The 14,403-nt window shown below is 61.0% G+C and carries 13 protein-coding genes; 7 read left to right on the top strand and 6 right to left on the bottom strand.

The features are described from left to right. Nucleotides 1-351 precede the first annotated feature (351 nt). Nucleotides 352-1,566, top strand: coding sequence for a DUF2252 domain-containing protein (locus tag P3T40_RS07995; protein ID WP_429267145.1), 1,215 nt, complete (start codon nt 352-354; stop codon nt 1,564-1,566). Nucleotides 1,567-1,619: 53 nt separating this feature from the next. Here the strand turns inward: P3T40_RS07995 and P3T40_RS07990 are convergent, their stop codons facing one another. After that, entirely contained in the window at nt 1,620-2,636 is a 1,017-nt protein-coding gene (locus P3T40_RS07990) for a sterol desaturase family protein (protein WP_429267144.1), read from the bottom strand. Nucleotides 2,637-2,687: 51 nt separating this feature from the next. Further along, complete coding sequence (locus P3T40_RS07985; RefSeq protein WP_429267143.1) at nt 2,688-3,701, bottom strand: cytochrome D1 domain-containing protein; 1,014 nt, start codon at nt 3,699-3,701, stop codon at nt 2,688-2,690. Nucleotides 3,702-3,903: 202 nt separating this feature from the next. Between P3T40_RS07985 and P3T40_RS07980 the strand changes: the two genes are divergently transcribed. After that, on the top strand, nt 3,904-5,193 hold the full coding sequence (locus P3T40_RS07980) for an Nramp family divalent metal transporter (RefSeq protein ID WP_429267142.1): 1,290 nt from the start codon (nt 3,904-3,906) through the stop codon (nt 5,191-5,193). Between the two features lie 13 nt (nt 5,194-5,206). Further along, nucleotides 5,207-5,719 carry an N-acetyltransferase family protein gene (locus tag P3T40_RS07975; RefSeq protein WP_429267141.1) on the top strand — a complete coding sequence of 171 codons (513 nt, stop codon included), beginning with the start codon at nt 5,207-5,209 and terminating at the stop codon, nt 5,717-5,719. A 49-nt stretch (nt 5,720-5,768) separates the two neighbouring features. On the opposite strand, the gene P3T40_RS07970 is transcribed toward P3T40_RS07975, so the two are convergent. Together P3T40_RS07970 and P3T40_RS07965 are read right to left on the bottom strand one after the other, a co-directional pair. Next, complete coding sequence (locus P3T40_RS07970) at nt 5,769-7,022, bottom strand: D-amino acid dehydrogenase (protein ID WP_429267140.1); 1,254 nt, start codon at nt 7,020-7,022, stop codon at nt 5,769-5,771. 122 nt (nt 7,023-7,144) lie between these two features. After that, on the bottom strand, nt 7,145-8,044 hold the full coding sequence (locus P3T40_RS07965; protein WP_429267139.1) for a LysR family transcriptional regulator: 900 nt from the start codon (nt 8,042-8,044) through the stop codon (nt 7,145-7,147). A 254-nt stretch (nt 8,045-8,298) separates the two neighbouring features. Between P3T40_RS07965 and P3T40_RS07960 the strand changes: the two genes are divergently transcribed. Further along, complete coding sequence (locus P3T40_RS07960) at nt 8,299-9,048, top strand: glycosyltransferase family 2 protein (protein WP_429267138.1); 750 nt, start codon at nt 8,299-8,301, stop codon at nt 9,046-9,048. A gap of 14 nt (nt 9,049-9,062) precedes the next feature. Here P3T40_RS07960 and P3T40_RS07955 read toward each other — a convergent pair whose 3' ends face one another. Together P3T40_RS07955 and P3T40_RS07950 are read right to left on the bottom strand one after the other, a co-directional pair. After that, nucleotides 9,063-10,070, bottom strand: a complete 1,008-nt coding sequence (locus P3T40_RS07955; RefSeq protein ID WP_429267137.1) for a lysylphosphatidylglycerol synthase transmembrane domain-containing protein — start codon at nt 10,068-10,070, stop codon at nt 9,063-9,065. Between the two features lie 70 nt (nt 10,071-10,140). Next, complete coding sequence (locus P3T40_RS07950) at nt 10,141-10,440, bottom strand: inorganic phosphate transporter (protein WP_429267136.1); 300 nt, start codon at nt 10,438-10,440, stop codon at nt 10,141-10,143. Nucleotides 10,441-10,712: 272 nt separating this feature from the next. Here P3T40_RS07950 and P3T40_RS07945 point away from each other — a divergent pair, with 272 nt between their 5' ends. From P3T40_RS07945 to P3T40_RS07935, 3 genes are all read left to right on the top strand, one after another. After that, entirely contained in the window at nt 10,713-10,925 is a 213-nt protein-coding gene (locus P3T40_RS07945) for a hypothetical protein (RefSeq protein ID WP_429267135.1), read from the top strand. Nucleotides 10,926-11,207: 282 nt separating this feature from the next. Then, nucleotides 11,208-13,589, top strand: coding sequence for an ATP-binding protein (locus P3T40_RS07940; RefSeq protein ID WP_429267134.1), 2,382 nt, complete (start codon nt 11,208-11,210; stop codon nt 13,587-13,589). A gap of 86 nt (nt 13,590-13,675) precedes the next feature. Then, complete coding sequence (locus P3T40_RS07935) at nt 13,676-14,398, top strand: methyl-accepting chemotaxis protein (protein ID WP_429267133.1); 723 nt, start codon at nt 13,676-13,678, stop codon at nt 14,396-14,398. Nucleotides 14,399-14,403 lie beyond the last annotated feature (5 nt).

The following is a 14,403-nucleotide window of genomic DNA, read 5'->3' as shown; positions in this document are numbered from 1 at the left end:
CGAGTGTGGCAGCGGATGACATTCGCGTTGTAACCGGGACGCGAGTTTGCAACGAAATGTGAGCGCTGCATAGTGACTGTGAGCACGACGTAAGCACGGGTTTCGCGGCGGCACGTTTCGTTCGTTAGGAGCTATGTCGCGATGCAGGCCGAATTGTAAGGACATGCAATCAACGCGTAATAGGATGAATTCTGGTTGCCGCGCGCGTAACGTATAGCGTGTGACGTCGTGACTCGCGCGAAGCGCTGCGCGATTCGCGCGTGTTGGTGGTATGGTCGATGCCCTGGTCGCATTGGCCAATGCCTAACGACACTGAATGACGCTCATCGAAACACGCAAAGGAAACCGGACATGCTCGATATCGCCAAGGAGATTGCAAGCTTCAATGCAGGACGGGAGCCCGAGCGCTTAGCGATGAAATACCAGCTCATGCGTACCTCGCCGTTCGTCTTCCTGCGCGGTACGTGTCATCTTTTCTATCAGCGCTTGCCGAACAGCAGCGTGCTGGAAGCCGCGCCGCCGGTGTGGATTTGCGGCGACATGCATCTGGAGAATATCGGCAGCTACAAGGCCGACAACCGTCTCGTCTACTTCGACATCAACGACTTCGACGAAGCGTGTCTCGCGCCGAGTCTGTTTGAACTGATTCGCCTGCTGACCAGTGTGCTGGTCGGCGCCGCCGATCTGCGCGTAAGCCGCGCCGAAGCGCTCGCACTCTGCCACACCGCGGTCGATGCGTATGCCACCGCGCTGAGCTTCGGTAAGGCGCGTTGGATCGAGGAGGAAACCTCGCAAGGCATGGTGCGCGATCTGTTCGATGCATTGCGCAAGAGTTCGCGCGTCGACCTGCTGAACCGGCGCACCGAGTTGAAGGGCAAGAAGCGGGTACTGCGTGTGGATGGGAAAAAGGCGTTGCCGGTCAGCGACAAGGCGCGCGCCGAGGTTACTGCGTTCATGAACGAGTTCGCGAGCCATCAGGAGAGCTCGGACTTTTACCGCGTCATCGACGTGGCCCGCCGCATTGCCGGCACGGGCAGTCTGGGCGTCGACCGCTATGTGATGCTGGTGGAGGGCAAGGGCTCGCCCGACGGCAACTATCTGCTCGATCTGAAGCAGGCGTTGCCTTCGTCAGTGACGCCGCGCGTCAAGACGCAGCAGCCCGTATGGGATGCCGAAGCGCAGCGCGTCGTGGCGATCCAACGGCGTAGCCAGGCCGTCTCGCAGGCCTTTCTGCATGCCGTCGAGTTTCATCAGCAGCCGTATGTCTTGCGCAGTCTGCAGCCTTCCGAGGACCGCGTTGCATTGAGCGATTGGGACGGCAAGCTGCCGCGGCTCGAAGCCGTCGTCAATAACATGGCGCAGCTCAGTGCCTGGGCGCAGTTGCGCAGCGGCGGCCGGCAGGGCTCCGCGATTGCCGATGAGCTGATCGAGTTTGGTAGCCGCAAGGACTGGCAGATGCCGCTGGTGGAACTGGCGGTGCAATGCGAGGCGCAGGTGATCGAAGACTGGAAGACGTATAGCGCCGCGTACGACAGCGGCGCGTTTGGCGCGCCTACGAAGACGTAAGTAGGCGTAGAGGATGTAGAGCGCGGGGCAGGAGGCCGCCCCGCGCGGGTGAATCAGTTCGCTGCGTCAGTGGTACCCGGCGCGTAAGCACGCCGGCCGGTCAGGCGCGCGACAATGCGGCCGAACGCCAGCCATTGCTGCGCGAGCAGGCCCTGGCCGTAGGGGCGGCCGTCGCCATGCGGTGCCGGCAACTGGTCGCGAATGCCGGTCGGCTCGAGCGTGCGGTTCCACGAAGCCGTACCTAACATCATGTCCCACCACGGAAACAGCACGCCAAAGTTGCAGCCGTACGATGTGCCTTCATGGCCGTAACCCACTGCGTGGTGACGGCGATGAAAAATCGGGCTGACGATAATGCGCTCGAGCAACCAGCCGTACGGCAAGCGTGCATTGACGTGCTGGATGCTCTGCATGAAGTTGCTGACGGCGATCAGCACCACAAACTGATTGGGCTGCACACCGATAAACAGCGAGATCGCCGCAAAGAACGCAGCCTGAATGATATCGTCGAGAAAGTGGTTGCGGTCATCGTTCCACAACGACATCTGCTGCTGGCTGTGATGCACCGCATGCAGTTCCCACCACACGCCGAACCGATGCTGCCAGCGGTGATACCAGTAGCCGGCGAAATCGAGTATGACCAGGTAGATCAGGAACGAGACGATCGGCTGATCGGTGACACCCGGCCACAGGCTGTCGATATCGATGTTCGGGATGTTGTAGATCGAGATCAGACTCTGCCAGTGATCGAACAGTGGCTGGAGCATGAAAAAGAACGCGATATTGATGACGCCCAGCTTGGCAATCCAGGTGTAGATCACGTCGGCGCGCAGCGCCTTGCGATCCTTCCATTCTTCCACGGGACGCAGTGCTTCGAGCGGCCGCAACGCGAGATACGTGACGACGATCTCGATCGCGCCGATGATCACCCAATAGAGCGCGTCATAGGTGTCTTCATCGTAACCCATCAAGCCGAAACGATAGAAGAACGGTTGCACCACATCGACATACAGCAGCGTCTGCAGCGCCGACACCATGTTGTCGAGTTGCGCGACGATTTCATGGAACATCAGAATCCTCGTGAGTGACTAGTCATGCAAGGCTTGCAACAATCAAGCGGCTTAGTCCGGGTTCGGCGCAATGACCGGCGCGCGATTGTCGAAATAAATGCCGTGCGGCGAGCGTCCCACCGCAATGGTCTCGATCAGCTTGTGCGTGGTCATGTCGATGATGCCGACGTGCTTCGCGAAGCGGAACCCCACCCATAGATAGCGCTTGTCCGGAGTAAGTTCCATGTCATCCGGTCCAGGCATCAAGCCGGTGATGTCGCCGACGTTGGTGAGCGTGGTGTAGTCGATGATGCTGATGGTGCTTTCGACGCGGTTGGAGACTACGACGTGCTTGCCGTCGTCGAGGTTGCGGAAGTTGTGCGCGCCGCGGCCCGTGTGGATCTTCTTGACGATCTGCTGCTTGCGCCAGTCGACCACGGCCACGTCGTCTTCACCGGTCATGCCGACCAGCAGGTACTTGTCGCCAGGCGTCATCCAGAGACCCGCCGGTTCGTTGCCCACGTGCATTTTCCACAGCACGGTTTGCGTGGGCAGGTCGATGGCGGCGAGCTCACCGGAGTCCTGCAGCGTCATGAACACGGTGCGGTTGTCGGAGGCGAAAGTCATGTGACTCGGCGTCTTCGCCAACGGAATATGCTTGACGAGCGTCATGTTCGTGCCGTCATAACGGTAGATGTCGGCGCGGTCCATGCGCAGTGCCGCAGTGACAAACCACTTGTGATCCGGCGAGAAACCGAGTTGGTACGGGTCTTCGATTCCTTCGACGGTGCGCTGCACCTGGCCGGTGTGCGGGTCGACGAACATCAGGTTGTTCGAGATCGAATCGGCGACGATCAGCGATTTGCCGTCCGGCGTGATCATCAGGTGGTGCGGTTCTTTGCCGGTCGGCTCGGTGCCGACCACTTTGTGGGTGGCTTCGTCGATCAGCGAGAGTTCGGACTCGCCCGAATCGAGCACGATCACACGGTCAGCGGCGTAAGCGGTGTTCAGATGGCCGATCAGGGAGAAGACGACCGCGGCGGATAGGGTTGCTCTCGAAAGAAATGTAACCGGCGAGTAAGGCATTCTGTAAAGTATCCGAAGGTGTGAAGCGACACCAAAAAGCTGCGCCTTCATGGAAGTGCAGCGTAGTTGCACTCATTAACGCTTCGCGTGCGGTTTTCGATGACGCACGCTCGCGGCAAATGTGAGAAATTAGCACGCATGGGCCGATTCAAAACGCCCGGATACGTTCTTTTACTGTCCGGGCGAACCGGGCGAGGCACGGATGGACGAACGCGTTCGCGACAAAACCTCTCGCGCGACAATCACAGGGCGTACCGCTCTCGCAATCCGGGAGGTGCTGGAAGGCCGTCGCCGCGGCGCGGGCATGGTGCTGCCGTTCGCCGGGCCGGCGATAGTGGTCTCGGTTGCGTATATGGATCCGGGCAACTTCGCCACCAACATCCAGGCCGGCGCCCGCTACGGCTACGCGTTGCTGTGGGTGGTCCTGCTGGCCAATGTGGTGGCGATGCTGTTTCAGGGCCTCTCCGCCAAACTGGGCATTGTCACGGGACGCAATCTCGCGGAATTGTGCCGCGAAAATTTCCCCGCGCCGCTCGTATTGGCGATGTGGGCAGTGAGCGAAGTCTCCGCCATGGCGACCGATCTGGCCGAGTTTCTGGGCGGCGCAATCGGCCTCGCGCTACTGTTTCACATGCCGTTGATGGCCGGCATGATTGTTACCGCCATCGTCACGTACGGCCTGCTGCTGTTTGAGAAGGCCGGCTTCCGACCCCTCGAACTGGCCATCGGCGCGTTGGTGGGCATCATTGGCCTCTCCTATCTGGCGGAACTCTTCATCACGCCGGTGGCTTGGCCCAGCGTCTTCAGGCACCTTTTTACGCCGCAATTGCCGGATGCGGATGCTGTGACGATTGCCGTCGGCATTATTGGCGCGACCGTTATGCCGCACGCGCTCTTTTTGCATTCGGGCCTGACGCAAAACCGCACGATCGCCAGAAACGAAGGTGAGCGCGTAAAGCTGATTAAATTCTCCAATATCGAAGTAGTAATCGCCCTCACCATTGCGGGTCTGATCAATATGGCCATGGTCATCATGGCGTCGGGCGCGTTTCACGCAGGCCATCCGGAGGTGGCTGAAATCGAAACGGCGTATCACACGCTCGCGCCTCTGCTCGGCATCGGCGCGGCGGGAATTTTTCTGCTGTCGCTGATTGCCTCAGGCATTTCCAGTTCGGTGGTCGGCACCATGGCGGGGCAGATGATCATGCAGGGCTTCGTCGGCTTTCAGATTCCTTTGTGGCTGCGACGCCTCGTCACGATGGTGCCTTCGTTTGTGGTCGTCGGATTGGGGGTCAATGCGACGCATGCGCTCGTGCTCAGCCAGGTGGTACTGAGTTTTGCGCTTCCTGTGCCGATGGCGGCTCTGGTATGGTTCACCTGCCGCGAGAGTGTGATGGGCCAGTATCGCAACCGGTTACTGATGATTGTTGCGGCTTGCGCCTCGGCGATCGCCGTGCTGGTGCTGAATGTCGTGCTCCTGCTGCAAACCTGACATCTGAACCACAATGAAGTTGAACGCAGACGTGATCACACGCGCGGCGACGTCCGCAGATCTCGGTGGTATCACCGATGTATTTCTCAGAGCCCGCAAGGTGTTGATGCCGTTTGCGCCGCTCGCACACACCGATTACGACGTGTGCCGCTGGATCGCGGACTGGTTGATCCCAACCGGCCGCGTTACGGTGGCGGTCGGCGCGCACGGGTTGATCGTCGGCATGGCGGCGACTTCCGAAGCCGATGGCGTGCTGTGGCTCGATCAGCTCTATGTTTTCCCGCCTAGGGTGGGTCAAGGTATCGGCGCGCGCCTGTTGACCGAGGTGTTGTCGAACGCGCGCTTGCCGGTCCATCTGCATTGCTTTGCCGAGAACGCGCGGGCGCGGGCCTTTTACGAGCGCCACGGATTTGTCGCGATTGCCTTCGGCGACGGCAGCGATAACCAGGAAGGATGCCCCGACGTGGTTTATGCGTTGCAGGTGGGGGCGATCCAACCGGCCAATGGAATTGGACTGCCCGGTTGAGACAAGCGTGAGACACGCGCGCGAGCCGTGCGCGACCCGTGCGGCGGCTTTACATATTCCGGAGTCCGAAGCCATCGAGTGCAATGGCCGGTTCGCGGCGCGCGACGAGGTCGCCGATCAGGCGTCCCGAGGCCAGCGCCAATGTGAATCCGAGCGCGCCCTGGCCCAGGTTTAGCCAAAGGTTTGTAAAGCGCGTGCCGTCGATGATTGGCATGCTCTTCGGCGTTGCGGGGCGAAGTCCACACCACACGGCGGCGCTGTCGAAATGGGCCGCACCGGGGAAGGTGGCAGCGGATTGCGCACGCAGCGTCGCTACCCGTTTTGGGTCGATGTCGGCGCGTCGGCCGGTGATATCGGCCATGCCGGCGATCCGCAGTCTGTTGCCCAGCCGTGCGTAGACGATCTTGCGTTCGAAGTCGGTGATGCTGACGCGCGGCGCAGCCGCATCCGCGACGACCGGCGCGGTCAGGCTGTAGCCTTTGAGCGGATAGAGCGGCACGCGAATGTCCAGCGTTCGAAGCAGCGGCACGCTCGGCGCAGCGGTGGCGAGCACGATGTGATCCGCGTCGAGACGTTCGTCGCCCGCGTACGCTGCGACTTTCTGTGCCGCGCTCTCACGCAGTTGCGTCACCGTAGTGCCGAAGCGAAAACTCGCCCCGCGCTCGCGCAGTAGCCGCATCATGCTCACGCAAAACTGGTAACAGTCGCCACTGTCTTCACTGCGGGTAAAGACGCCTCCTTGCAACTGCGTGCCGAGATGGGCGAGTGCGGGTTCTCTCGCGACGCACGCTTTAACATCGAGCGCTTCCTGTTCACAGCCGAGCGAACGTTGATAGTCCAGCAGACGTTGCGCCGCGTCGAAAGCAGCGCTGGTGCGATACACCACGAGCTTGCCCGCGTTGGCGTGTTCGAAGCTTAAGGAGGGTTCATGCACGAGCAGCTCATGCATCAGGTCGCGGCTGAAAAACGATAGCGAAAGCAGCTTGCGGGTGCACGCATCGCTCTGTTCGAGCGTGCAGGCGCGCATGAACTGTAGCAGCCAGCGCCACTGCTCGGGGTCGGCGCGTGGACGAAAGCGGACCGGCGAATCGTCGCGCAGCAGCCAGCCGGGCAGCTTGGCGAGCACGCCTGGGCCGGCAAGTGGGGCGACGTAGCTATAAGAGAGCTGGCCGCCATTAGCGAAGCTGGTTTCGAGCGCGACGTCCTGGTTGCGCTCGACAACGGTGACCTCGTGTCCGTCGGCGCGCAGATACCATGCGGTGGCGAGCCCGATCACGCCGGCTCCGATGACAAGTACGTGCATGGCGATAGATAGATGGGAGACCCAGGTGAAGGAGCACCCATTGTTTCGCAGCGCGCCTGAGGTCGTCCAATACCGTTCAGCAGGTGGGCTATAGCCACGGGTTATAGACGGCCTCGCACGCGTCAGGCATCAACCGCTTCGCTGTCTTCTCGCAGCAATTCGATCAGGCGCTCTGCGGTTTGTGATGGCGGGTGCGCGTGCTGGGTCACCGCGTAGACGGTCAGGCTGGCGTCGATATCGAGGGGCCGCACCTGAATGTCCGCGCCACCGGGCGGATAGTTCGCGGTGAACGAATCGACCAGCGCCACGCCGGCACGGGCTTGCACCAGCGACTTCGCGAGCGGGTAGGTCTGTACCGAGATGGTGCTCGCCGGACTTTGCCCGGCATCGGCCAGCCAGTTGGACAAAATCGCGCCGAGGTAGTCGTTGGTGTCGATCGTGATGGTGGGCTGCTTGGCCAGTTCCTTCGCCTGCAGCGGTCGCGAGAGCAAGTCCTCGGACCACCAACCGGCAGGCGCAATCGCGCACAGGCTGCAGCGGCGCAGCGGCGTGAGCGCAAGGTTTGGGTGTGAAACCGGGCGCATCGTCAGGCCGAGTTCGATTTCGTCGAGCAGCAAGGCCTGTTCGATCTCGCGCGTATGGGAGACGGACAACTCGCAGCGGGATTGCGGAAACGCTTGCGACCAGCGGACCACGGCCTGAGGCAACAGATGATGTGCGAGAGCGGGCGTCGCCGCGACGCGCAACGGACGTACTACGCCTTGCGAAAGACTGGTGACGAGCCGCCGGATGCGCTTCAACTGCTCGTCGAAGGGCATCAGTTCCTGCTGCAGGCGCAACGCTTCCTGAGTCGGCACGAGTTTGCCCTTGCTGCGCAGGAAAAGGGGAAAGCCCACCGTGCGTTCCGCGTGCTGAAGCATCTTGCTGACGGCCGGTTGCGAAATGTGCAGGAGCCGGGCCGCGGCATTGGTGGAGCCGGTCAGCATGATTGCACTGAATACTTCGATATGTCGCAAACGCACCCGAGGCTCCTGTGGAGTGATGCCCAGGCGCGGAACGTGACGCACCTATAGCCCGCGGTTATATTACAGTGGATGTAAAGCGGGAGCGAATTTCCCAGCCATTTGTCACGCTGGCGACTTCTTCATGTGGTCCTCTGCACGGCAGTCCTGAAACAGATGACACTGTCACAAAGCGCCGCCAAAATCGGCTGTCCGCCGTTCCCAAAGGCCGCTTGACTGGGCCGTCCTTCTCCCGCAATACGACGACTACTTCTATGCCATCCAGAGGTCACCGAGTTTCGTGCATCATTTGCGCTTATAACGAAGCCCCGCGTATTGCGGCTGTACTGGCCGTGGCGTCAGTCCATCCGCTGCTAGGCGAAGTTATTGTCGTCGACGACGGTTCGACCGACGGCACCGCTGACATCGTCAGACACTTCCCCTCAGTCAGATTGATCGAATGCCCGGCGAACGGCGGCAAGAGCGCAGCAATGGCGGTTGGCATTGCGGCTGCCGAACATGAATGGCTCATGTTGCTCGATGCCGATCTGAAGGGACTGGCGCCGGACCACATCGCCGCCCTTGCCGCTCCCGTGCTCAACGGCCGCGCCGATGTCAGCATGAGTCTGCGGCAAAACAGTCTATTGATTTTCCGCTTTATCGGCCTCGATTTCGTGTCCGGGGAGCGTGTCGTTCGCAAGCAGTTGTTGGACGAAGCGCTCAAAGAAATTCATGGCTTGCCGCGCTTTGGCATCGAAGTGTTTATGAACCGGCGCATCATCGCGCGCCGGCTTTCCATTGCGGTCACTCACTGGCCGCACGTCACGCAAGCCCGCAAAACCGAAAAGCTCGGCTACTGGAAGGGCCTGCGCGCGGAATGGCGCATGATTGCCGACCTGCTGAAGGTCACGTATCCGCTTGCGCTGATTTCGCAGACGCTGCAGTTATTCGCGCTGCGGGTCGATCATCCGGGGCGTGCGCGGCTTTCGGTACGGATGAGGAAACCGCGCGATACGGCCGCATGATGTGCGGCGGGGCCTCACTGCGCAACAGTCGAGGCGGAGCGCCGCCGCCAGGCCAGTGCAATAAATCCCGCAGCGCCGAGCAGCAACGGGCAATAGAGCGTCGCAAAGCGCCATAGCACCAACGCGGTTGCCATCGCCGCGCGGGGAACCCACGGCGCGAATGCGGCTGCTAACGCCAGATCGCCGCCGCCTCCGCCGGCCGGCACACCTGTCCAGAGCGCGGCGTGCAAGACCACGGCTTGCACGGCCAGCACGAACCCGAGCGGCAGCCTGTAGCCGAGTTCATGCAGGATGAACCACAGCGCGCTATAGCGAAGCAGCCATTGCAAGGTGGTCAACACGAGCAGGGCGGCGAGGCGCCAGCGCGGTCCTGTCAGCAACAGCACCCATTGCCGGCCCACGCTTTGGCGAAACCTGTTCCAGCGTGCCCGTCGCGCCCGCAGCCAGACAATGCGGCGCCCGGCTGCGTCGAGCGCTGCTGCGGCGGGACGACGGCAGAGCCACAGCACACCTGCGAGGATCGCGAGACCTGCCAGCGTGCCGACGATGGCCGGCAAGGGAAAATTCGGCGTCACCTGCGTCAGTGGACCGAGTGCGAGCAGAAACGAAATCGGCACAGCGGCGGCGAAGAACGTGAGGTCGAGCGCCTGATCGGCGCCGACCACGGTCGTGGCGAGCGCCCAAGACGCCCCCGCTCGCTGCAGCAAGCCCATATTGACGCCGTAACCCGCAGCGCCAAGCGGCGAGACAAGAAAAGCGAAATCGGTGACAACGGTCAGCGTGAAGGTACGGACGAAGCGCAGCTTGAGCCCGAGCGCCGTTTGCATCAGATGCAGCTTGCCCGCCTTCGCTGCGGCGCTCAAGGCGGCGCTTGCAGCCAGCACGGCGAAGATCTGCAAGGAGACACTGCGCAACCCGGCCAGCACTGCATGCGCCCCGAGGATAAAGGGCGCACCCATCGCCAGCCCCACGCCAAGCACCGCCAGCAGCGTCGCCGCATGGCGCACGTGCAGCCGCGTCATAAGTTTCGCCCAGAGACCCGCGCAGGGCTGGCCAGGTTGCGCGGAGCCGGCGCCGCGCGCGCTCTCGTCGTCAGAAATTGGGGTTCGCAAGGACGTAGAATAAGCATGCGGAAAGCAGGATTGTGACAGGCAAGGTGACTACCCATGTGAGCGCGATGCGCCACAGCATGGCGCCTTGCACACCCTGGCCGCCCGCTACCATCGTGCCTGCAATTCCCGACGTAATGATGTGAGTTGTACTGACCGGTAATCCGGTAAATCCAGCCGTACCCGTCAGCGCCGAGCCGACCAGTTCCGCGCTGGCCCCCTGGCCCGGCGTCATGTGCTGCTTGCATGCTGGCCGGCTGCTCCATGAATGCGAACGTCTCATGCTAGGTCGCCCCGATGAACCTTTTAAGTCAGCGACGGCGGCCTGCTGTTGCTGCTGCGCCGTGCGCCGACTGCAGCAGGGCGCATGCCCGATGCGTTTGCGCCGGATGGATTCAATGTTGGCGATCGAACCACTCCGTAATATTCTGGTGACAAACTTTGTTGAGAATCCTGTTTGTGTCCGCTATCACGCAGCACGACACGTTCATATAAAAATCATCGTCTGAGGGCCGTTTGAATCACTCTGCCAAATCGATCTCAGTGCATTCGCCGATGCATCGAAGTGTAGAAGAACTGTCATTTGCGTTTGTGGTTCTGCTGAACCAGCCGCTCGCCAGAGTGGAGGCTGCGAACCGTTTCGAGCGTTTGTGGAACGAAACGAACGAAGCCGCGAGCGCAAGCCTCGGCACGGAGCGTGCCGTGAGCTATATCGCGCTGTTGAAAGACATGGATGCACGATGGCGCCGCTTAAGGGTACTGAACTAGCTCACGACCCGGGGCGCGCGCAGAGGGCTACGGTTAACGGCAGGAACTTGGAGAACTTTAGGAAAATCTTTAGAGAAATATCGCGCATTTGGAATGCGCAACAATGACATATCGTTTCTTGCGCATTCCTCAGTGGATTCAATCGGGGCTCTATCTTTAGTCATCGATCGGTCACATACCATCCACGATAATCGTGGCGCTCGACAAATCGTCCACACCACAAGATCGAGCAGCTCTCATGAAGAGCAGGCCACGCACGTTACACCCGGGGAATTTGCAGAAATGACTATCCGTCATCGCATCACGCTATTGGTAATTCTGATGTTCGTCGCGTTGTCCGCTATTGGCGGCTATGCGGTCTACCAGACCCGGCACAGTGCCGCCGAGGTCAAGCAGGTGACGGAAGGTGTGGTGCCTAGCGCGCTCGCGTCAGCTGATCTGGTTTCGCAGGTCAAGGACGTGCAGCTTGCGATCATGACGCTAGTCTATGCGCCGGACGGCAATGTCGTCGCGCAGGCACAGGACGAACTCAAGGCCAAGAAGGCCGCCTTGCAACAGGCGCTGGCGCTGCAGGCGCGTGATGCCGCAAGCCACGCGCAAAAGGGTCTGGTCTCCCAGGCTGCCGACAGCCTCGAAAACTATTTCTCTGCTATCGACGACACGGCCAAGATGAAGGCCGCCGGCAAGAACGAACTCGCGCAAGCCTATCTGTTCGCGAACGTGGCGCAGTATCGCGACGAACTCGAAGGCATCGTTGAGACGCTGCGCATCGAAAAGAATCGCGAGAAGGATGAAGCGATTACGACGCTGAACGGCACGCTCGCGACGACCACCACGGCGATTGGAATTGTCACGGGCATTGCGATCATTCTGCTGACCTCGATTGGTTCGCTGCTCTATCGCCAGATCACGCGTCCGCTGACACGTATGCAGGCCATGATGAGCGAGATCGCGTCCAGCCAGGACTTCACGCGCCGGGTGCCGGTTGGCCGCATGGACGAAATCGGCCATTCGATTGTGGCGTTCAACGGCATGATCGAGAAGATTCAGGAAAGCTCGCTCCAGCTCAAGCAGAAGACCGCTGATATTCAGGCGATGTTGCAGAACATGCAGCAGGGCATCCTGACGGTCGTCGAAGGGGCGGTGATTCATTCCGAGTACTCGGCGTACCTTGAAGCCATCTTCGAGACCAACGACATTGCAGGCCGCAGCCTGATGGATCTGGTTTTTGCCGATACGGATCTCGGTGCCGATGTTCTGTCGCAAGTCGACGCAGCGAGCTATGCATGTCTCGGCGAAGACGCCATCAACTTCGCGTTCAACGAACATCTGCTGGTCACGGAAATCTCAAAGCGTATGCCAGATGGACGCGTGAAGATTCTCGACCTGAACTGGTCGGCGATTACCGACGATAGCGACACGATCGTGCGCCTGATGCTGTGCGTGCGCGACGTTACCGAACTGCGCAAGCTGGCAGCCGAAGCGGGCGAACAGAAGCGCAGGCTCGAAATGATCGGGGAGATTCTCGCGGTCAGCGAAGAGAAGTTCCACCACTTCATTGAGAGTTCGGCGGGCTTTATCAACGAGAACGAGCGCATCATCCGCCAGCATTCGCAAGCTGACCGCGAAGCGATTGCCGAACTGTTCCGCAACATGCACACCATCAAGGGCAATGCCCGGACCTATAACCTGCAGCACCTGACCGACATCGTGCACGAGACGGAGCAGCGTTATCACGAGCTGCGTCACGCCGAGGCCGATGAAGCGTGGGATCAGGACAGCCTGATGCAGGAACTGGCGCGCGTGCGGGCTGCTGTCGAAAGCTACGCGACGATCAACGAAGTCAGCCTCGGTCGCAGGGGCGCGAGCCGCCGCGACAGCGCGGACCGCTACCTGATGGTCGACATCGCGCATATCCAGGAAAGTCTGCGTCTGATCGAAGCGGCCAAGTCCGACGATCTGCACGCGTTGCAGTCGATGCGCGAGAACGTGCGCAAAACCTTGCGCGTGCTGGGCACGGAAACCTTGGGCGAAGCCCTGTCCGGCGTGCTCGAATCGCTGCCGTCGCTTGCTCAGGAATTGGGTAAGGAAGCGCCGGTTGTGCGCATCGACGATAACGGTTACCGCTTGCGTCGCGAGGCAGGCAGCGCGTTGAAGAACGTGTTTATGCATCTGCTGCGCAATTCCGTCGATCACGGGCTCGAGGCCGCCGACCTGCGCAGCGCACAAGGCAAGCCGGCCCCGGGTGCCATCCATATCGAAGTGGACGTCGACGAAGGCGCGCTGCAGATCACGCTTAGCGATGATGGCCGAGGTCTCGCGCTGCACCGGATCCGCGCCTTGGCGATCGAGAAGGGCTGGATTGAAGCAGACCAGCACCTGAGCGACGAAGAAATCGCCGAGCTGATCTTCCGTCCGGGCTTCTCCACAGCCGATAAGGTTACCGAAGTATCGGGACGCGGCGTGGGCATGGACGCGGTACGCGACTTCCTCAAGCGCGAGCATGGCAGCATCGCGCTGCGTTTTACCGACGACCACAAGGGCGCGGATTTCCGTCAGTTCCAGACGGTGGTGAACCTGCCGGAAAGGCTCGCGGTGGACACGGCCGGCACGCCCGCGCGCGGGGACGCGAGCGAACTGGAACTCGATACGATGGCTGATTAACGCCCAAATGTGCGGCCAAAAGAGTGGCCAACTGAGCGGCGTAACTCTACGCCCATCGCTGTGATGGGCACTCGGAAGGATGGGTTGTGATTCAACAGTATCTTTTAGGCGCACTGGCGGGCGGTGTCGTTACCGCCCTCGTGGCGCTGGCGGCGCATCGGTTGGCAAACGCGAAGACGACGCGTCGGCTGCGTTTCGAAGCGGATCGGCAGGTGGAAACGCTTACGCAGGCGAATGCCGCGCAAAGCGAACTAATTGGTTTGCATGAGCAGCAGAAGCAGGAACTGGATGCCTCGGTCGCGCAGCTGCGCGATGAGCTGCAACGGCAGTCGGAGAGCGCCGACGAGGTGCGTGCAGGACTGAAAGCGGCCCTGGAGGGTAAGGACCAGTTGGCCCATAAGGCCGCCCAGCTTGCTGCCGAGGCAGCACGTTTGAAAGGCCTTGCGAGCACGTTCGAGCGTTGGCATGAACAGATGATCTCATTGATGACGCAGAACCAGGACATGCACGCGAAGAACCGTGAGCTGTCTTCGATTGTCCGGCATGTGGTCATCGTCTCGCTGAATGCCTCGATCGAGGCGGCTCGAGCCGGCACGGCGGGCCGTGGCTTTGCGGTCGTGGCGAGCGAGGTTCGGGCACTTGCGGCACGCTCCGAAGAGCTCTCGAAAAGCTACCGCGATAGTCTGCATCGCAACGATCTGACGACTACGGCGACCTTCCAGGACATTCAGGCAGGCGGCAAGATGATTACCGCCTCGCTCTCCAGTGTCGAGTCGCTTGCTAATCAGTTTCAATCCACGCTTCATTAGGCATC

The sequence above is a fragment of the Paraburkholderia sp. EB58 genome, assembly GCF_050436665.1.
Taxonomy (GTDB): domain Bacteria; phylum Pseudomonadota; class Gammaproteobacteria; order Burkholderiales; family Burkholderiaceae; genus Paraburkholderia.
This window is presented reverse-complemented; position numbering and strand designations above follow the sequence as displayed.

Coding starts and splice junctions, on each gene's coding strand:
- P3T40_RS07995 (WP_429267145.1), top strand. CDS start 352: ATGCTCGATATCGCCAAGGAGATTGCAAGCTTCAATGCAGGACGGGAG.
- P3T40_RS07990 (WP_429267144.1), bottom strand. CDS start 2,636: ATGTTCCATGAAATCGTCGCGCAACTCGACAACATGGTGTCGGCGCTG.
- P3T40_RS07985 (WP_429267143.1), bottom strand. CDS start 3,701: ATGCCTTACTCGCCGGTTACATTTCTTTCGAGAGCAACCCTATCCGCC.
- P3T40_RS07980 (WP_429267142.1), top strand. CDS start 3,904: ATGGACGAACGCGTTCGCGACAAAACCTCTCGCGCGACAATCACAGGG.
- P3T40_RS07975 (WP_429267141.1), top strand. CDS start 5,207: ATGAAGTTGAACGCAGACGTGATCACACGCGCGGCGACGTCCGCAGAT.
- P3T40_RS07970 (WP_429267140.1), bottom strand. CDS start 7,022: ATGCACGTACTTGTCATCGGAGCCGGCGTGATCGGGCTCGCCACCGCA.
- P3T40_RS07960 (WP_429267138.1), top strand. CDS start 8,299: ATGCCATCCAGAGGTCACCGAGTTTCGTGCATCATTTGCGCTTATAAC.
- P3T40_RS07955 (WP_429267137.1), bottom strand. CDS start 10,070: ATGACGCGGCTGCACGTGCGCCATGCGGCGACGCTGCTGGCGGTGCTT.
- P3T40_RS07950 (WP_429267136.1), bottom strand. CDS start 10,440: ATGAGACGTTCGCATTCATGGAGCAGCCGGCCAGCATGCAAGCAGCAC.
- P3T40_RS07945 (WP_429267135.1), top strand. CDS start 10,713: ATGCATCGAAGTGTAGAAGAACTGTCATTTGCGTTTGTGGTTCTGCTG.
- P3T40_RS07940 (WP_429267134.1), top strand. CDS start 11,208: ATGACTATCCGTCATCGCATCACGCTATTGGTAATTCTGATGTTCGTC.